The sequence below is a fragment of the Cupriavidus sp. NPDC089707 genome (assembly GCF_044748965.1).
GTDB lineage: Bacteria > Pseudomonadota > Gammaproteobacteria > Burkholderiales > Burkholderiaceae > Cupriavidus.
The window spans coordinates 118,246-135,374 of sequence record NZ_JBIVHB010000017.1; the positions used below are offsets into that span (position 1 = coordinate 118,246).

17 protein-coding genes are annotated in these 17,129 nt (G+C 68.0%); 10 read left to right on the forward strand and 7 right to left on the reverse strand.

Annotation, left to right across the window (positions count from 1 at the left end):
- Positions 1-217 precede the first annotated feature (217 nt).
- Entirely contained in the window at positions 218-448 is a 231-nt protein-coding gene (locus tag ACIP1U_RS23795; protein WP_400320186.1) for a cysteine-rich CWC family protein, read from the forward strand.
- Here ACIP1U_RS23795 and ACIP1U_RS23800 read toward each other — a convergent pair.
- A complete protein-coding gene (locus tag ACIP1U_RS23800) occupies positions 421-960 on the reverse strand; it encodes a DMT family transporter (RefSeq protein ID WP_400320189.1) in 540 nt (179 codons plus the stop codon). The two genes, ACIP1U_RS23795 and ACIP1U_RS23800, sit on opposite strands and share 28 nt — an antisense overlap.
- A 94-nt stretch (positions 961-1,054) precedes the next feature.
- Between ACIP1U_RS23800 and ACIP1U_RS23805 the strand changes: the two genes are divergently transcribed.
- Positions 1,055-1,990, forward strand: a complete 936-nt coding sequence (locus ACIP1U_RS23805; protein ID WP_400320192.1) for a LysR family transcriptional regulator — start codon at positions 1,055-1,057, stop codon at positions 1,988-1,990.
- A 191-nt stretch (positions 1,991-2,181) separates the two neighbouring features.
- On the opposite strand, the gene ACIP1U_RS23810 is transcribed toward ACIP1U_RS23805, so the two are convergent.
- On the reverse strand, positions 2,182-2,667 hold the full coding sequence (locus ACIP1U_RS23810) for a copper chaperone PCu(A)C (protein ID WP_400320194.1): 486 nt from the start codon (positions 2,665-2,667) through the stop codon (positions 2,182-2,184).
- 177 nt (positions 2,668-2,844) lie between these two features.
- Between ACIP1U_RS23810 and ACIP1U_RS23815 the strand changes: the two genes are divergently transcribed.
- Together ACIP1U_RS23815 and ACIP1U_RS23820 are read left to right on the forward strand one after the other, a co-directional pair.
- The gene (locus ACIP1U_RS23815) at positions 2,845-4,242 is read left to right on the forward strand and encodes an ATP-binding protein (RefSeq protein ID WP_400320197.1); all 1,398 of its coding nucleotides are present in this window, start codon (positions 2,845-2,847) and stop codon (positions 4,240-4,242) included.
- A gap of 21 nt (positions 4,243-4,263) precedes the next feature.
- The gene (locus ACIP1U_RS23820) at positions 4,264-4,875 is read left to right on the forward strand and encodes a response regulator transcription factor (protein ID WP_400320200.1); all 612 of its coding nucleotides are present in this window, start codon (positions 4,264-4,266) and stop codon (positions 4,873-4,875) included.
- Between the two features lie 35 nt (positions 4,876-4,910).
- Here the strand turns inward: ACIP1U_RS23820 and ACIP1U_RS23825 are convergent, their stop codons facing one another.
- From ACIP1U_RS23825 to ACIP1U_RS23845, 5 genes are all read right to left on the reverse strand, one after another.
- Positions 4,911-5,231 (reverse strand): hypothetical protein, encoded by a 321-nt coding sequence (locus tag ACIP1U_RS23825; protein ID WP_400320203.1) that lies wholly within the window; start codon positions 5,229-5,231, stop codon positions 4,911-4,913.
- Between the two features lie 236 nt (positions 5,232-5,467).
- Positions 5,468-6,799 carry an ATP-dependent protease ATPase subunit HslU gene (gene hslU / locus ACIP1U_RS23830; protein WP_400320206.1) on the reverse strand — a complete coding sequence of 444 codons (1,332 nt, stop codon included), beginning with the start codon at positions 6,797-6,799 and terminating at the stop codon, positions 5,468-5,470.
- Between the two features lie 39 nt (positions 6,800-6,838).
- Complete coding sequence (gene hslV, locus ACIP1U_RS23835; protein ID WP_400320209.1) at positions 6,839-7,375, reverse strand: ATP-dependent protease subunit HslV; 537 nt, start codon at positions 7,373-7,375, stop codon at positions 6,839-6,841.
- A gap of 254 nt (positions 7,376-7,629) precedes the next feature.
- Positions 7,630-8,616: a tripartite tricarboxylate transporter substrate-binding protein gene (locus ACIP1U_RS23840; protein WP_400320212.1), complete on the reverse strand. Its 987-nt coding sequence runs from the start codon at positions 8,614-8,616 to the stop codon at positions 7,630-7,632.
- A 291-nt stretch (positions 8,617-8,907) separates the two neighbouring features.
- A complete protein-coding gene (locus ACIP1U_RS23845; RefSeq protein ID WP_400320215.1) occupies positions 8,908-9,807 on the reverse strand; it encodes an alpha/beta fold hydrolase in 900 nt (299 codons plus the stop codon).
- Between the two features lie 137 nt (positions 9,808-9,944).
- Here ACIP1U_RS23845 and ACIP1U_RS23850 point away from each other — a divergent pair, with 137 nt between their 5' ends.
- The 6 genes from ACIP1U_RS23850 to ACIP1U_RS23875 all read left to right on the forward strand — a co-directional run bounded on the left by ACIP1U_RS23850 (position 9,945) and on the right by ACIP1U_RS23875 (position 16,874).
- On the forward strand, positions 9,945-10,451 hold the full coding sequence (locus ACIP1U_RS23850) for a Fur family transcriptional regulator (protein ID WP_400320218.1): 507 nt from the start codon (positions 9,945-9,947) through the stop codon (positions 10,449-10,451).
- A gap of 30 nt (positions 10,452-10,481) precedes the next feature.
- Positions 10,482-11,573, forward strand: a complete 1,092-nt coding sequence (locus ACIP1U_RS23855) for a CobW family GTP-binding protein (RefSeq protein ID WP_400320221.1) — start codon at positions 10,482-10,484, stop codon at positions 11,571-11,573.
- Positions 11,574-11,893: 320 nt separating this feature from the next.
- A complete protein-coding gene (dksA, locus tag ACIP1U_RS23860; protein ID WP_400320224.1) occupies positions 11,894-12,580 on the forward strand; it encodes an RNA polymerase-binding protein DksA in 687 nt (228 codons plus the stop codon).
- Between the two features lie 271 nt (positions 12,581-12,851).
- A complete protein-coding gene (locus ACIP1U_RS23865; protein ID WP_400320227.1) occupies positions 12,852-14,138 on the forward strand; it encodes a CobW family GTP-binding protein in 1,287 nt (428 codons plus the stop codon).
- Entirely contained in the window at positions 14,107-14,541 is a 435-nt protein-coding gene (locus ACIP1U_RS23870) for a hypothetical protein (RefSeq protein ID WP_400320229.1), read from the forward strand. The genes ACIP1U_RS23865 and ACIP1U_RS23870 overlap by 32 nt, the downstream gene beginning before the upstream one ends.
- Positions 14,542-14,705: 164 nt before the next feature.
- Complete coding sequence (locus ACIP1U_RS23875) at positions 14,706-16,874, forward strand: TonB-dependent receptor (protein WP_400320232.1); 2,169 nt, start codon at positions 14,706-14,708, stop codon at positions 16,872-16,874.
- Positions 16,875-17,129: the final 255 nt, after the last annotated feature.

Here is a 17,129-nt window from a genome sequence, read left to right on the forward strand (position 1 = left end):
GTGCGCCATCCGGCTATGGCAGGCGCCGATTTTACAAGAAACCGCGCGGGGCGCGAGTCCCGCGGCCCGGGCAGGCCCAGCCATCCGCCGGCAAGCGCCGCACGGGGCACCACGGCGGCCCGCCGGCGTTCCGTTCGCGCAACAGCGCGGGCGGGCCTTGGCCCTTTGTCTTGCTCTGCGCCGTCCCAGTTCCCGCCGTACCAGTTCCCGTCGCACCATGACCGATCCCGCCACCGTCCTGACCGGCCAGCTTCGCCCCGTCGAGCATTGCAGCCAATGCGGGGCCGGCTTCGTCTGCGGCTACGTGGCGGGGCTGCGCGAGTGCTGGTGCGCTAGCCAGCCGCTGCTGCCGGCACGGCGCATCGTGCCCGGCCAACACTGCCTCTGCCCCGACTGCCTGGCGGCGCGCCAGCGCGGCGCTCAGGCGCCCGAGCCTGCCGAGGGCTGAACCGCGGGCACAGGGCTGGACGACGCGCCGGCGCTGCTCCACTGCATCACCAGCATCCCCGCCACAATCAGCGCGGCGCCCGCCAGCCGCGCTGGCGTCATAGTCCGCACCGCAAACCCGGCCAGGCCGAACTGGTCGACCACCAGCGCAGCCAGCACCTGCCCCGCCACCACCGCCGCGATAAAGCCGGCCGCGCCCAGCTTCGGCGCCATCACCAGGGCGGCCGAGATATAGAACACGCCCAGCACCCCGCCGATCCAGGTCCAAGCCGGCGCGCGCGCCAGCACCGATGCCGCTGGCAGCGGGACGCGCAGCAGCCACAGCAGAGGCAGCAGCGCCGCCAGGCTGACCAGCAGCGACACCAGCGTCGCCGCCAGCGGATGTCCCAGCGTACGCCCCAACGTGGCGTTGGCACCCGCCTGGAACGGGATCACGGCGCCCGCCAGCGCGGCGGTCAAAAGGGGCACGAACAGGGAGAAGGGAAAGGAAAACGGCATCTGGATGCCTGACATGTCACGCTCCGTAGGGCAAACTGCGATGCCTGATAGTTTGAAATATCGCAAAGCGAATTCCCAATTCTGCTTTCATACGTTTAATATTCGTCGAATGAATAGCCTACGCGGAATCGACCTCAACTTGCTGGTGGTGCTTGAAGCACTGCTCGCCGAGCGCCACATCTCACGCGCCGCGCTGCGCCTGCACCTGAGCCAGCCGGCGGTCAGCCATGCGCTGGGGCGGCTGCGGCAACTGCTCGACGATCCCATCCTGGTACGCGGCAAGGGCGGCCTGGTGCTGAGCGCACGCGCCCATGAACTGTCCGGCCCGCTGGCCGAAGCGCTGTCGCAGGTGCGCATCCTGCTGGGGCCGAGCGGCTTCCAGCCCGCCACAGCAAGACGGACCTTCCGCCTCGCAATGTCTGACTACGGTGCGCTGGTAGTGCTGCCGCGGCTGCTGCGCGCTTTGCGCAAGGCCGCGCCCAATATCGACCTGGTGGTGTCGCAAGCCAGCCGCGAGGGCATGACGGCGCAGGTGGCCGATGGCGAGATCGACATGGCGCTGGGCGTGTTCAGCTACCAACCCGAAGGCGTGCAGTCGGCCGAGTTGTTCCGGGAAAGCTATGCCTGCGCGGTGGATGCGGCCACGGTGCGGGACACCGGCCGGCTCGACCAGGTGGCCTACCTGGCGCGCTCGCATGTGCTGGTGGCGACCCACAGCGAACGCATGGACGCGATCGACGCCGCGGTCGCCAGGCTGGGCGGGCGGCGCAAGATCGCCTGCGTGGTGCCGCACTGGAGCGTGGCGCCGGCACTGATCGCCGGGACCAACCTGGTGCTGACGACGGCGCGGCGCAGCCTGTCAGCGCTGGAGGAAGACTCGCGCTACGCCATATTCGATCCGCCGTTTGCGCTGGAAGACTTCACCTTCAGCATGATCTGGCATGAGCGCACCGAAGCCGATCCGGCCCACGCCTGGCTGCGCGAGCGCGTGCTGGCGGCGGCGGCCAGTCAGGAATCGGAAGAGCCGATCAGCTTGCGCGGCTGACGCCGCCGCGCCGGCTTCGCGGCACCCGGCACCGGAGGCTGCGGCCGGGCGTCACGGCGCCGCGGCGGCGGTGCGGACGACCCGGGCGACCCGGGCGACATGAAGCCGCGGAACACAAGTTTCTGGCGCGTGCCGTGCTGCTTGTTGGCCATTGGCTGGTGGCCAGGGCTATGCCCGGCTCCCTCTGCTGATCAGTGCTTGTGATCGCCGTGGCCGGCGTGGCTGCCGCCCTGCACCATGTCGCGCACTTCGGCATTGACCTTCTGCTCGGTCACCTTGCCGCCCTGCTCGATCTTCAGCGTGATGGGCACGGTATCGCCCTTCTTGAGCTGGCTCTTCAGGCCCATCAGCATCACGTGGTAACCGCCTGGCTTCAGCTCGACGTTCTGCATCTTGGGCAGGTCCAGCGACTTGACCTGCCGCATGCGCATCACGTTGTTTTCCATCTTCATCTCGTGAATCTCGGCCTCGCCCACCGGCGACGAAACGCCTACCAGCTTCGCGTTCTCATGCGCGTGCAGCACCATGAACGCGCCCGAAGCGGCCTGCGTCGGCACCGTGCCGCGCACCCAGGCGTTGCTGACGTCGACCTGGGCCAGCGCGGCCCCGGACGCCAGCGCCGTGGCCAGTGCGGCAATCGATGCGGCCAGCCTGGCCGCGCGGAATTTGGCTTGCATCTTTGTCTCTCCTGAAAGCAGACATTAGAACATGGCACCGAGCGCCGCGTGCAGGCATGCCAGAGCATGCGGGCGCCGGCCAAAGCCGGCTAGTCTGGCAGCCGCGGCGCCGCGCCGCCAATGCGGCAAGGTGTCGCACGCGCCGGCACCTTCCGGCCGCATTGATACACTCGCGCCATGACCACCGCTGCAGCCGCGCCCCCCTCGCCACCCTCGCCCCGCTTGCCTGACCTGCCCTTCCTGTCGCCCTTGCCGGCCGCCAGTTCGCCGCGCCATGGTCAGGTGACGCTGCGCCGCCTGTTCTGGCTGCGCTGGGCGCTGCTGTCGGGGCAGGCGCTGACGCTGCTGGCATGCGACCCGATCGCCGGCATCCGGCTGCCGTACGGGCCACTGATGGTGGTGCTCGGGCTCCAGGCCCTGTTCAACCTGATCACGGCACTGCGCCTGCGCCAGCACACGCGGCGCAACAGCGCGCCCGGCGAAGCCGAGCTGATGGGCCAGCTGCTGGTGGATCTGACCGCGCTGTCGGCGATCCTGTTCTACACCGGCGGCGCGACCAACCCCTTCGTGTCGTTCTACCTGCCCGGGCTGGCCATCGCCGCGGCCATCCTGCCGTGGCGGCAGGTGATCGCGCTGGCCGTGTATGCGCTCGCCTGTTACACGGTGCTGCTGTTCGAATACGTGCCGCTGGACCTGCACAACCCGGACAACGCAGTGAACTATCACCTGGCGGGCATGTGGCTGAACTTCGTCGCCAGCGCGGTGATGATCGCGATGTTCGTCGCGCGCCTGTCGGGCGTGCTGCGCCAGCGCGAGGCGCAGCTGAACCTGGCGCGCGAGCAGTTGCTGCGCGAGGCGCGCGTGGAAGACCTCAACGGCCAGGCCGCCGCGGTGGCGCATGAGATCGGCACGCCGCTGGCGACGCTGGCGGTGATCGCCGGCGAGCTGCGCGCCGATGCCTCCGACGCGGCGCTGGGCACCACGCCGATCCGCAGCTACCTGCCCGACCTGCAGACCGTCGAGCAGCAGCTCGCGCTGTGCCGCACCACGCTGGCACGGCTGCGCGAGGACTCGGCCACGCTGGCGCCGCAGCGCCTCGCCGCCTGGCTGCCGGCCTTTGCCGAGCGCTGGCAGCTGCGCCATCCCAACGCCAGTCTGCAGGCCAGCGCCACGCCGGGCGCCGGCGCGCAGCCGGTGGAGACCGCGCGGGTCGGCCAGATCCTGACCATCCTGCTCGACAACGCCGCACGCGCCCAGCAGAACGCGGGCCGCTCCAGCAAGCCGCTGCAATTGGAGATCGCCATGGAGCCGGGGCAAGTGGCGCCGTGGCTGTCGTTCCGCGTCGCCGACCATGGCGACGGCATTCCCGAGGCACTGCGGGGCCAGCTCGGCGAAATGCCGGTGGCCAGCCAGCATGGCGGCCAGGGCATCGGCCTGTACCTGGCGCAGAGTGGCGCGCGCCAGATGGGCGGCGAACTAGGCTGGCGCGACCGCTCCGGCGGCGGCACCGTGGCCGAGCTGCGGCTGCCCGCGCTGTCATCGCTATCGGCGCCGCCTGCGCGCAGCACACCCTGAACCCACGCGCCACTCCTGACCATGACCGACACCCTCCAACCGGTTCCCGAAGCCACCGCACCAGCGGGCACGCCGTTCCTCGTCATCGACGACGACGAAGTCTTTGCCGGCACGCTGGCACGCGCGCTCATGCGCCGCGGCTACGCCGTGCAAGTGGCCCATGACGGTCGCACCGCGCTCGCGCTGGCAAACCGCACCGACTTTGCCTACGTCACGCTCGACCTGCACCTGGAGCCGCCACCCGAAGCCGGCAGCACCGCGCCGGCCGAATCCGGCCTGCAACTGGTCGCGCCGCTGCGCCAGGCGCTGCCGGATGCGCGCATCCTGATCCTGACCGGCTACGCCAGCATTGCCACCGCGGTGGCGGCGGTCAAGCAAGGTGCGGACGAGTACCTGGCCAAGCCGGCCAATGTCGATTCGATTTTGACGGCGCTGATGGCGGGGGTGTCGGAAGACGCGGCGCAGGCCGCGCTGGAAGAGCCGGTGCCGCTGTCGGTGGCGCGGCTCGAGTGGGAACATATCCAGCGCGTGCTGGCCGAGCATGGCGGCAATATTTCCGCCACGGCGCGGGCGCTGAACATGCACCGGCGTACCTTGCAGCGCAAGCTGGGGAAGCGGCCGGTGTCGCGGTAGAGGTAAAGCGGAGGTTGATTGCGGCTGCCGCGTGATTACAGGCGCAACTGCACGTGTTCCCAGTCCAGACCTTCGCTTGCCTCGGCCGTGTCGCCCTGCGCGACGATGCGCATGGCATCGCCCGCATGTCGGTCGGACAGCGAGAACAGCGCGCCGGCATCGAGCGCCAGCGTCGCGGCAGCGGCCTTTGCGGCGCCGCGCACATTGGCCTGTGTGTCCTGCGCGGCCTGCGCAACCTCGGCGGCCTGCACGACAGGCACAGCGGGACGGATGCAAAGGAAAGCGGTGGCCGCGGCCAGTGCGGCCAGCAGGCCTCCGGTGGCGAGCACCACGCGGCGGGTCTTGTAGTTGGCCATTGGTTTCTCCTGCCAGTGGGTTGAGTGGGATGCGGTGGCTCCCGCACCGGTCAATCGACCGTCAAGGTGCGCAAGGGTCTCATTGCCCGACGCGAGCGGCCAGCATGCTTACCAATGCTTACGATGCTTACGGCGATGTGGCAGGCCGATACGCATTGACAACAAAATCCGCGCGCGACGGACCACAAAAAAGGCGCACCGAAGTGCGCCCTGTTTGCTCCGGCCTGCGTGTCCGCTTACAGCACGTAGCGCGACAAGTCTTCGTTGCCGGCCAGGTCGCCAAGGCGCTGGTCGACATAAGCTGCGTCGATCGTCACGGTCTCGCCCGACGATTTGGTGGCGTGGAAGGACAGGTCCTCCAGCAGCCTCTCCATCACCGTGTACAGGCGGCGCGCACCGATGTTCTCGACCTTCTCGTTGACCGAGAACGCGATCTCGGCAAGACGGCGGATGCCATCCGGCGCGAACACCAGGTTGACCTCTTCGGTGCTCAGCAGCGCCTGGTACTGCTTGGTCAGGCTGGCATCGGTCTGCGTCAGGATGGCCTCGAAGTCCTGCACGGACAGAGAATCCAGCTCGACCCGGATCGGGAAGCGGCCCTGCAGCTCGGGGATCAGGTCGCTCGGCTTGGACAGGTGGAACGCACCCGAGGCAATGAACAGGATGTGGTCGGTCTTGATCATGCCGTACTTGGTGCTCACCGTGGTGCCTTCCACCAGCGGCAGCAGGTCGCGCTGCACGCCCTGGCGCGACACCTCGCCGCCGCCGATTTCGCTGCGGCTGGCGATCTTGTCGATCTCGTCCAGGAACACGATGCCGTTCTGCTCCACGTTGGTGATCGCCTTGTGCTTGAGCTCCTCGTCATTGACGAGCTTGGCGGCCTCTTCGTCGATCAGCAACTTGAAGGCTTCCTTCACCTTCATCTTGCGGCGCGCCTTCTTGCCCTGGCCCAGGCCGGCGAACATCGAGCGGATCTGCTCGGTCATGTCTTCCATGCCCGGCGGCCCCATGATGTCCATGCTCGGCACGCCGGCGGCGAGTTCCAGCTCGATTTCCTTGTCGTCGAGCTGGCCTTCGCGCAGCTTCTTGCGGAACACCTGGCGCGTGTTGGAATCCTTCTCTTCCGGCTGCGAGAAGCCGATGTCGCGCGGCGGCGGCAGCAGCACGTCGAGCAGGCGGTCCTCGGCCGCGTCCTCGGCCTTGGTGCGCACCTTCTTCATCTCGGACTCGCGCGTCTGCTTGATCGCCATCTCGGCGAGGTCGCGCACGATGGTGTCGACGTCGCGGCCGACGTAGCCCACCTCGGTGAACTTGGTCGCCTCGATCTTGATGAACGGGGCGTCGGCCAGCTTGGCCAGGCGGCGCGCGATCTCGGTCTTGCCGACGCCGGTCGGGCCGATCATCAGGATGTTCTTGGGCGTGATTTCCTGGCGCAGCGGCTCGGCCACCTGCTGGCGACGCCAGCGGTTGCGCAGCGCCACCGCCACGGCCTTCTTGGCCTTGTCCTGGCCGATGATGTGCTTGTCGAGTTCGGAAACGATTTCCGACGGGGTCATGGTGTGCGACATGGTATCCGTTCAGTAGGGCGCGCGCATTGCCGCCTTCGCTTATTCCAGCGTCTCGATGACGAAGTTGGTATTGGTGTAGATGCAGAGCTCGCCGGCGATGGTCAGCGCTTTCTCGATCACGTCCTTCGGCGGCAGCTCGGTGTTCTCCATCAGCGCCTTCGCGGCCGACTGCGCATAGGCGCCGCCCGAGCCGATCGCGGCGATGCCGCCCTCGGGGTCGAGCACGTCGCCGTTGCCGGTGATGACCAGCGTGGTGTCGCGATCGGCGGTGATCAGCATGGCTTCCAGCCGGCGCAGCGCGCGATCGGAACGCCAGTCCTTGGCCAGGTCGACCGCGGCGCGGGTCAGGTTGCCCTGGTACTTCTCCAGCTTCGCTTCGAAGCGGTCGAGCAGCGAGAATGCGTCGGCCGTGCTGCCGGCAAACCCGACCAGCACTTTGCCGTTGTAGATGCGGCGCACCTTGCGCGCGGTGCCCTTCATCACGATATTGCCGAGAGTGACCTGACCATCACCGCCAAGTGCGACCTGGTTGCCGCGGCGGACGCTGACGATGGTAGTGCCGTGATACTGTTCCATGGTGGCTTCCGTGAATATGTCACGACCGTAGTTGGCGACGCCCCCGCCGGTTTCAAGCCCTTTCGTGCGCCGGGCCACACAGGCAGCGCGCCGCGCGGGCGTCTGACCAATATAGGACGCCGGGCGCCGCCCTGCCGGACCATCCCGTGCGCCTCGCCCCAAAAGCAAAAAAGGCCATGCGTTGCCGCACGGCCCTTCTGTGGCGCCCGGCGCATCACTTCATGCGATGCCCCCGGCAGTCCGATCAGTCCCGCTCAGTCGGCATACACGCCGGCCTTCTTGATCACCGGGGTCCACTTGTTGATTTCGGCGCTCAGGTAGTTGCGCAGCGATTCCGGCGTGGCGCGCTGTGCCGGCACCGCTTCGGCGCCCAGCTCGGCCATCTTGGCGCGGAACGCCGGGTCGGCCACGGCCTTCTGCAGGGCGGCCGACAGCTTGTCGATCACCGGCTTGGGCGTGCCCTTCGGCGCGTACATGGCGTGCCAGACCTTCACTTCCACGTTCGGCATGCCCTGTTCGGCTGCCGTCGGAACGTCCTTGAACGCTTCCACGCGTTTCGCCTGCATGGCCGCGTACGGCTTGACCGAGTGGGCCTTCAGGTGGCCGGCCAGGTTGGTGGTCTGGTCGCACAGCAGGTTGACCTGCCCCCCCAGGATATCCGTCAGGGCCGGCGCCGCGCCCTTGTACGGCACGGTGGTCAGCTCGGTCTGGATCGCGCTCTGGAACAGCAGGCCGCACAGGTGCGAGGCCGAGCCGATGCCGGCGTTGGCCAGCGACAGCTTGGCGGCGTTGGCCTTGATGTACGGCAGCAGTTCCTTGAAGCTGTTCGGCGGCAGCTGCTTGTTGCCGACCAGGATCATCGGCACGTCGGCGATTTCACCGACCATCTCGAAGTCCTTCAGCGGATCGAAGCCCAGGTTGCGGTACAGCGCCGGGGCCGTTGCCATGCCGATATGGTGGATCAGGACAGTGTGGCCGTCGTTCTTGGCCTGGACCACCTTCTTGGCACCGATGGTGCCACCGGCGCCGCCCAGGTTTTCGATCACGATGGTCGCGCCCAGATGCTTGGACATGATCGCGGTCAGCTCGCGCGAGACCTTGTCGGTCGGGCCGCCCGCCGAGAACGGCACCACGGCCGAAATGGGCTTGCCGCCCGGGAATTCCTGCGCGTACGCGCCTGCCGCCACGCCCATCGCGCTGACTGCCAGCGCGGCCGCGATCGTCTTTGCCACTCGTTTCATGCTCTCTTCTCCTGGTTCCTTCAATACCCGTCATGCAATGCATTGCCGCCGGCTTGGCCCCTGCTCGTGCGGGGGCGCTCTGGCGCGGTCTCGTTAGCCGCGCTTGGACCATGACCGGCTGGCTCCGCTGCCCCTGCCGTAAACCGCAAGGGCGGGGGCTGATGTTAGCAACACCAGACAATGCGCAGGTATAGGGGCTAACCCGCCTGCAATCAACGGCATATGGCGGGAAACCCGGAAGATATGCAGGGATCGTCCATAAAGGCACACTTTTGCGACAGCTGGCGCCGCTCAACGGAAAAAACCGAGCATTTCCTCAAGTAGCGGTTCGGGGGCCTCTTCCGGTAGGTAGTGCCCGCACGGCAGCGTCTTGCCGCTGACGTCGGCGGCCACCTCCTGCCACAGCCCCAGCGGCTCGAAGCAGCGCGCCACCACGCCGTGCTCGCCCCACAGCACGCGCAGCGGCAGCGCCAGCCGGCGCCCGGCCTCGCGATCGGCGCGGTCGTGCTCCAGGTCGATGGTGGCGGCGGCGCGGTAGTCCTCGCACATGGCATGCACCCGCGCCGGGTCGCGCATGGCCGCCACGTAGGCCGCCATCGCGTCGGGGGCGAACGGGCTCGGGCCGGGCTGGCGCAGGCCGACCAGCTTCTGCAGGTAGAACTCAGGCTCGGCGTTGATCAGCGTCTCGGGGAACGGCGCGGGCTGGATCAGGAAGAACCAGTGCCAGTAGGCCGCGGCAAAGGCCATGCTGGTGCGCTCGTACATGGCCAGCGTGGGGGCGATGTCGAGCAGCATGGCGCGGCTCACGGTATCGGGGTGGTCGGCGCAGAGCCGGTGCGCCACGCGCGCGCCGCGGTCGTGGCCGCACAGCGCAAAGCGCGTGAAGCCAAACTTCGCCATCAGCTCGACCTGGTCCTGCGCCATGGTGCGCTTGCTGTAGTGCTCATGCCCGGCGTTGCCCGGCGGCGCCGAACTGCTGCCGTAGCCGCGCAGGTCGGTGGCGATCACGGTGAAGTGGTCGGCCAAGGCCGGCGCCACCCGGTGCCAGATCAGGTGGCTTTGCGGATGGCCGTGCAACAACAGCAGCGGCGGGCCGGAGCCGCCCTGCACGCCGGCGATCTCGACCTCGCCGATGCGGTGCCGGAAGGGTTCGAAATTGGGGAACAGCAGCGCGCTGGCGTCGTTCAGCATGGCTTGTCTCCGCTTCTGGGTCGCCTGTCGATCATAGGCGCAAACCCCACCCTCGGCGGCGCCCGTGACTGCCGGGCGCACCCTTGGACCGTTGCAACTGAATTGCATCAACCGTGGGCCTATGGTTAAATCGGCCCATGACCCGCATTAGTCCGGACGGGCCGGATGCTGCACCGGTGCCCGCCATCCTCGAAGCCGCCCACGAGCGCCTGCGCCAGCTGGGCGCGCGCGTGACGCAGCCACGGCTGTGCATCCTGGCCTGCCTGATCGGCAGCGACGAAGCGCTGACCCACCAGGCCGTGATCGACCGCCTGCCCGAGCAGGGCGAGACCATCGACCGCGTCACCGTGTACCGCGTGCTGGACTGGCTGGTGGAGCAGGGCGTGGCGCAGAAGCGGGCCGGCAACGACCGCGTGTTCCGCTTCAGCCTGGTCGAGCACGAGGCCGCACGCGCGCAGGAACACCGCCAGCACAGCCATTTCCACTGCACGCGCTGCGACCGCACTTTCTGCCTGGACGACGCCAGCGCCCCGGCCCAGCCGGCCGCGCCGCGCGTACCCAGCGGCTTTGCCATCGAACATGTCGAGCTGACCGTGAACGGCGTCTGCGCCGAGTGCGGCAAGCGTACGCCCGCCGCCCACTGACCGGCACTCTCATTTCCCGGAGAACAACAAATGTCCAAACTGACCCCGGTCACGATCCTGACCGGCTTCCTCGGCAGCGGCAAGACCACCCTGCTCAAGCGCATCCTGAACGAGCAGCACGGCATGAAGATCGCCGTGATCGAGAATGAGTTCGGCGAGGAAAACATCGACAACGAGATCCTGGTGCAGGACGGCCGCGAGCAGATCGTGCAGATGAGCAATGGCTGCATCTGCTGCACCATCCGCGGCGACCTGGTGCAGGCGCTGTCCGGGCTGCTGACGCGCCGCGACGCCGGCGAGATCGACTTCGACCGCGTGGTGATCGAGACCACCGGCGTGGCCAACCCGGGCCCGGTGGCGCAGACCTTCTTCATGGACGAGGAAATCGCGTCGCGCTACCTGCTCGACGCGGTCATCACGCTGGTCGACGCCAAGCACGCGCACATGCAGCTGGACAAGCAGGAAGAGGCGCAGCGCCAGGTGGGCTTCGCCGATGCCATCTTCATCACCAAGTCCGACCTGGTCAGCGGGGACGACGTGGCCGAACTGCGCCACCGGCTGCTGCACATGAACCCGCGCGCGCCGATCCGCACGGCCAATTTCGGCGAAGCGCCGATCGACACCATCTTCGACCTGCGCGGCTTTAACCTCAACGAGAAGCTGGAGCTGGACCCCGAGTTCCTGCACGCCGACGAGCATGATCACGACCACGATCATGACCACGAGCACGAGCACGGTGAACAATGCGGCGCCGACTGCGGCCACGATCACGACCACGGCCACCACCATGGCCACGGGCACGACCACCACCATCACCACCACCATACCGACCGCATCGCATCGTTCGTCTTCCGCAGCGACAAGCCCTTCCACTACGGCAAGCTGGAAGAATTCCTGTCGGGGATCCTGGCGGTGTACGGCGAGAAACTGCTGCGCTACAAGGGCGTACTATATATGGAGGGCGTGGACCGGAAAGTGGTGTTCCAGGGCGTCCACCAGCTGATGGGCAGCGATATCGGCGCGAAGTGGGAAGATGAGACGCCAGGCACCAAGATGGTGTTTATCGGCGTGGACCTGCCCCGCGATGCCATCCTCAAGGGCCTGGAGAACTGCCTGGCCTGAGTGCACGGGCCGCCGCTCCGGCGACTCCTACCTCCGGACACCGCCGCGCGGCCACCCCCGTTCGGGGTACCGGGGAAATACCGAAGTGCAGGCTGGCTTTCCCCCGTATCTCGGAAAAATTTGTTCAAGTACAATAGGCCGGATTTGATACCGGTGGCGCACCTTTTTTCCGCCCCGGTATTTTGCAGGGCGGCGGTTGTCGTCAGCATGAGGCAGGCCGCCGGGCAGGTGCGGTCGCAGTGCTTCGTGCGGAGACCGCCTTTCCGCTTGGGGTGCCTCGGCACGCGCCGTCACTGACTGACGCGAGAGAGAGGTGTCCCATGACAGCCGCAACGAAGACGAAAGAAAGCCGCAGCAAGACAGGTAGTGCCGCGGCAGAGACGCTCAAGGCGCAGCCTGTGAAGGCCGCGCCCGCTCCCCGCGGCAGTACGGCGAACGCCGAAGCGGGCGCAACGAAGGGAGGCCCGCGAAGCAGCAAGACTGCAGCCAGCCAGAGTGAAACGACCGTGGCGCGCAAGCGCACGAACAGCGAATCCGAGCGGACCCAGACGCCGCCGGACGCCTCAACAAGAGAATCAGCAGCAACCATGAGCAGCAACAAACTTCTGACTGAAGCTGAAATCCTGAAGATGAGCGACAAGGATTACATGAACGAAGCGCAGCTCGCCTTCTTCAAGCACCGCCTTGAGCAGCTGCGTGACGAAATCCTGAAGAACGCTGACCAGACCACGGAACACCTGCGCGAAACGGTCATCGTGCCGGATCCGGCCGACCGCGCCACCATCGAGGAAGAGCATGCGCTGGAACTGCGCACGCGCGACCGCGAGCGCAAGCTGCTGAAGAAGGTCGAGCAGTCGCTGCAGCGCATCGAGTCCGGCGACTACGGCTGGTGCGAGGAAACCGGCGAGCCGATCGGCGTGCCGCGCCTGCTGGCCCGGCCCACCGCGACGCTGTCGCTGGAAGCCCAGCAACGCCGCGAATTGCGCCAGAAGCTGTTCGGGGACTGAAGCCCGGCAACCAAGCCGGGCGAGCCGGCCTGGCGCCGGCGCAGCCGCGACACGACGGCCCGGTTTATCCGGGCCGTTTGCATTGGTGGCCGCATGCCCTGGCGCCGCTGCACTTGTCGTGGCGCGGCCACGGCCTACCATTGTGAGAATCGTCCCGCTGTCGCCGGCCAAGGCTTTCTGGTAAATTCGCAACTTTGTTGCAATAGCCGGATGCACGTCTGTTTGCGGCGCCGGTTCGCCACTTTTCCGCTCTCCTGCCATCTCTCCTGCCATGGCTGATCGCCTGCCCGTCACCGTGCTGTCCGGCTTTACCGGCGCCGGCAAGACCACGTTGCTGAACCACCTGCTTGCGCAAGTCGCTGGCGGGCGCGTGGCCGTGCTGGTCTGCGGCGCGCAGGACGGCCAGACGCTGGCGCCGCTGCCGCCCGGCTGCGAGGCCACCGTGCTGCCGGATGCCGACACGCTGATGGCCGAAGCCGCGAGGCTGGCCGCGCAAGGCCGCTTCGATGCGCTGCTGGTCGAGGCCGATGGCCGGGACGACCCGCTCGCCATCGCCGAGGGCTTCCTGTTCGAGGCCGAGCACGGCGCCGGCCCCGATGCCGCGCTGCAGCCTGACACGCTGGTGACAGTGGTCGACGCGGCCACCTTCCTCGCCGACCTCAACGAAGCCGATTTCCTGGCCGACCGTGGCCTGGCGCAGGGGCCGGAAGACGACCGCACCGTCGCGGAAGTGCTGGCCGCGCAGGTCGAGTTCTGCGACGTCATCGTGCTGAACAAGACCGACCTCGCCAGTGCCGACGAACTGGCGCGGCTGCGCGCGGCGCTGCATGCGCTGAACCCGCGCGCCGAGATCGTCGACGCCAGCTTCGGCAACGTGCCGCCGCAGCGCGTGTCCGGCACCGGCCGCTTCGACTTCTCCGCCGCCGCGGATGCTCCCGGCTGGCTGGTTGCCCTGCAGGGCATGGCGCCGGAGCCAGACAGCGGCGTTTCGACGCTGGTGTACCGGCGCCGCCGCCCGTTCCATCCGCAGCGCTTTGCCGACCTGATCCATACCGAATGGCTGCGCGAACACGGCAACGTGCTTCGCTCCAAGGGCCTGTTCTGGCTGGCCAGCCGCATGGACACCGCCGGTGACTGGAACCAGGCTGGTGGCGTGTGCCGCCATGGTGGCGCCGGCGCCTGGTGGTCTGCGCTGGATCCGGCCGAATGGCCGACCGATGACGCAGACCGTGCCGGGATCGAGGCTGACATGCAGGTCGACGGCACGCTGGCACCGTTTGGCGACCGCCGCCAGGAACTGGTGCTGATCGGCGTGGCCCTGGACGCTGCCGCGCTGGCGGCGCGGCTCGATGCCTGCCTGCTGGACGATGCCGAGATGGCTGCAGGCGCACAGGCGTGGGCGGACTATGCCGATCCGTTCCCCGCGTGGGTCGACGAACTGGACGAGGACCACGAGCACGAGCACGACCATGGTCACCATCAGGATCATGGCGACGACTGCGGTTGCGGCGACCCCGGCCACGATCATGGCGACAAACGCGGTGGCCATGCGCACTGACTGGCTCGAACGCCTGCGCACGCACGGGCCGGGCTTGTGGCTCGCGATGTGGCTGGTGCTATGCCTGCTGCTGGCGCAGCATGCCGGGCTGACCCACCGCATCGTGCACGGCGGGCTGCTGGCGACCAGCGCAGCCACGTCGGCCACGTTGGCTGCGGCCGACGGCGGCACCGACGCCGATACCGATTCCCACCCGCTGGCGCAGAAATTCAGCGGCCACTCCTGCGTGCTGTTCGACGGCGCCACGGTGGCCGACACGCTGTGCGGCAAGCTGCCGCTGCCGCGCCTCGCCTTCGGCAAGCCGGTCAAGCCGGCCAACCTCGCCTGGCGCTGGCCCGATCTCCCCGCCACCCACCCCTTCCATTCGCGCGCGCCACCGGCGCCGGCCATCGCCCTCGCCTGATCCGGGACGCGGCCATCGCCGCTTGCCCGGCTTTCGAATTTTCCTGAGCTGAACGCCTGCCGCCCGCCTGGTGCGGCCGTCCCATACGGGACGGCGCGCGCCATGCCGTGCCATGCAGCCGTACCCGGCTCGGGGCTGATTGCCACTGCTTCGTTACGCGCGCCATGTCCAAACAGAACTGCCCGAAAAACAGCGCCCCCCGCCTGACCCCGCTCGCGGCCATTGCCGCTTCCCTGACGGCTTCCCTCGCCGCGCTGGCAGCGCCTGCGCACGCGCAGACCGCCACGCCCGCGGCCACTGCCGAGACCGCCCCTGCGACCGCCACCGCCACCGGTACGCTGCGCGAGGTTGTCGTCACCGCCAACCCGCTCGGCAGCGAGCTGAACGACATGGTCGCGCCGGTGTCGACGCTGAGCGGCGACGCGCTGGCAGTGCGCCAGGCCAGCACGCTGGGCGAGACGCTCGACAAGATGCCCGGCGTGTCGTCGACATACTTCGGCCCCAACGCCAGCCGCCCGGTGATCCGCGGCCTGGATGGCGATCGCATCAAGGTGCTGCAGAACGGCGGCAGCACCGTCGACGCCTCGACCCTGTCCTATGACCACGCTGTCGCGCTGGACCCGCTGGTGGCCGAGCGCATCGAGGTGGTGCGCGGCCCGGCGGCGCTGATGTACGGCGGCAATGCCATCGGCGGCGTGGTCAACGTGATCGACAATCGCATCCCCAGGGAGCCGATCGAAGGCGTCGGCGGCGCCGTGGATGCCAGCGGCACCATCGGCGGCGACCAGGCCCGCAACGCCAGCGCGCTGATCGAGGCCGGCAATGGCCAGTTCGCGGTCCATGCCGACGCCTTCGCGCGCAAGACCAGCGACCTGCGCATCCCCGGCTATGCCCGCAGCGACCGCCTGCGCGCCGCCGAGCCGCTGCCCGAGGGTGAAAGCGAGGCCTACGGCCGCCTGCCCAACACCAGCGCCGACCAGCAGGGCGGCTCGCTGGGCGGCTCCTACACCTGGGCCGACGGCTTCATCGGCGCCAACTACAGCGCCTACCGCAATGACTACGGCACGCCCGCCGAGGACGATGTGCGACTGAAGATGAAGCAGGACCGCTTCGCGCTCGAAGGCGAGGCGCGCAACCTGGCGGGCAGCACCGGCGGCTGGTTCGAATCGGTCAAGGGCAAGTTCAGCTACACCGACTACGAGCACAAGGAGATCGAGGGCGGCGAGACCGGCACGATCTTCAAGAACCGCGGCTGGGACGCGCGCTTCGAGGCCAAGCACGCCAAAATCGGCAACATGGCGGGGGTGATCGGCACCCAGTTCGGCCACACCGACTTTTCCGCGCTGGGCGAGGAAGCCTTCGTGCCGAGCACCAATACCGACAACGCCGCGCTGTTCCTGTTCGAAGAGTTGCCGCTGACCGCGTCGGGCGACCTCAAGCTCAACTTCGGCGGCCGGCTCGACCACAGCAGCATCAAGGCCAGCGCCAACGGCAACGACCGCTTTGCCGACGCCAACCGCAGCTTCAACGCCACCAGCGCCTCGGCCGGCCTGCTGTACAAGGTCAACCCGGCGTGGTCGCTGACCAGCAACCTGTCCTACACGGAACGCGCGCCGACCTTCTACGAGCTGTACGCCAACGGCCCGCACGTGGCCACCGGCTCGTGGGAGGTGGGCGACCCCAACGCCAACAAGGAACGCGCCACCTCGATCGACCTGGGCGTGCGCTTCAAGTCGGGCGCGCACAGCGCGAGCGTGTCGGGCTACTACAGCCGCTTTGCCAACTACCTGGCGCTGTCGGCCACGGGCCGCGCGCGCGATGAGGCCGGCGACGTCGTCGCCGCCGGCAGCCCCGATTCGCTGCCGGAATTCCAGTACCTGGGTGTGCCGGCCACGCTCTACGGCTTCGAGGCCGAAGGCAAGACCCGGTTGCTGCAGAAAATGCTGACCAGCAGCGACACGCTCGATTTCGAGGCGCGCGCCGACTACGTGCGTGGGGAGAACCGCGACACCGGCGAGCCGCTGCCGCGGCTGGCACCGCTGCGGCTGGGCGGCGCGCTGGTGTATGGCGCAGGGCCGTGGGGCGCGCGCGTGGATGTCACGTATGCGGCCAAGCAGACGCGCGTGCCGAGCAATGACACGCCGACCGATGCCTATACGCTGCTAAGCCTGGCGCTGACCTACAAGTTCAAGGTGGCCGGGACGCAGACGCTGGTGTACCTGCGCGGGGATAACCTGACCAACCAGGATGCGCGCAACGCAACGTCGATCCTGCGGGATATCGCGCCGCTGGCGGGCAGGAGCGTGAAGGTGGGGTTCAGGACGTCGTTCTGAGGCCGCGTGGCGGCTTAGCGCCTGGCGGGACTTCGTTGAGGCGCCGGCCCTCTCCCCCGCCCCTCTCCCGCAGGCGGGAGAGGGGAGAACACAGTCGGCGTGCCAGGGCTTTCGGCAAGCACGGCAAGCACGGCATGCATTGGTATCCCGCTTGTTCGCTCCCCTTGTATGTTCTCGGAACGTTGTTCAGAAGACAATGCAGAGGGATAGCGACCGGCAGAGTCGTCAATGTAGGATTGCTTGTTTTTCGTGGTT

Excerpts from the sequence above, each read along its gene's own strand:
- ACIP1U_RS23845 (WP_400320215.1), bottom strand. The coding sequence starts at position 9,807 with ATGCTGAACGACGCCAGCGCGCTGCTGTTCCCCAATTTCGAACCCTTC.
- ACIP1U_RS23850 (WP_400320218.1), top strand. The coding sequence starts at position 9,945 with ATGACCCGCATTAGTCCGGACGGGCCGGATGCTGCACCGGTGCCCGCC.
- ACIP1U_RS23840 (WP_400320212.1), bottom strand. The coding sequence starts at position 8,616 with ATGAAACGAGTGGCAAAGACGATCGCGGCCGCGCTGGCAGTCAGCGCG.
- ACIP1U_RS23820 (WP_400320200.1), top strand. The coding sequence starts at position 4,264 with ATGACCGACACCCTCCAACCGGTTCCCGAAGCCACCGCACCAGCGGGC.
- hslV (WP_400320209.1), bottom strand. The coding sequence starts at position 7,375 with ATGGAACAGTATCACGGCACTACCATCGTCAGCGTCCGCCGCGGCAAC.
- hslU (WP_400320206.1), bottom strand. The coding sequence starts at position 6,799 with ATGTCGCACACCATGACCCCGTCGGAAATCGTTTCCGAACTCGACAAG.
- dksA (WP_400320224.1), top strand. The coding sequence starts at position 11,894 with ATGACAGCCGCAACGAAGACGAAAGAAAGCCGCAGCAAGACAGGTAGT.
- ACIP1U_RS23810 (WP_400320194.1), bottom strand. The coding sequence starts at position 2,667 with ATGCAAGCCAAATTCCGCGCGGCCAGGCTGGCCGCATCGATTGCCGCA.
- ACIP1U_RS23865 (WP_400320227.1), top strand. The coding sequence starts at position 12,852 with ATGGCTGATCGCCTGCCCGTCACCGTGCTGTCCGGCTTTACCGGCGCC.
- ACIP1U_RS23855 (WP_400320221.1), top strand. The coding sequence starts at position 10,482 with ATGTCCAAACTGACCCCGGTCACGATCCTGACCGGCTTCCTCGGCAGC.
- ACIP1U_RS23875 (WP_400320232.1), top strand. The coding sequence starts at position 14,706 with ATGTCCAAACAGAACTGCCCGAAAAACAGCGCCCCCCGCCTGACCCCG.
- ACIP1U_RS23800 (WP_400320189.1), bottom strand. The coding sequence starts at position 960 with ATGTCAGGCATCCAGATGCCGTTTTCCTTTCCCTTCTCCCTGTTCGTG.
- ACIP1U_RS23805 (WP_400320192.1), top strand. The coding sequence starts at position 1,055 with ATGAATAGCCTACGCGGAATCGACCTCAACTTGCTGGTGGTGCTTGAA.
- ACIP1U_RS23815 (WP_400320197.1), top strand. The coding sequence starts at position 2,845 with ATGACCACCGCTGCAGCCGCGCCCCCCTCGCCACCCTCGCCCCGCTTG.
- ACIP1U_RS23795 (WP_400320186.1), top strand. The coding sequence starts at position 218 with ATGACCGATCCCGCCACCGTCCTGACCGGCCAGCTTCGCCCCGTCGAG.
- ACIP1U_RS23870 (WP_400320229.1), top strand. The coding sequence starts at position 14,107 with ATGGCGACAAACGCGGTGGCCATGCGCACTGACTGGCTCGAACGCCTG.
- ACIP1U_RS23825 (WP_400320203.1), bottom strand. The coding sequence starts at position 5,231 with ATGGCCAACTACAAGACCCGCCGCGTGGTGCTCGCCACCGGAGGCCTG.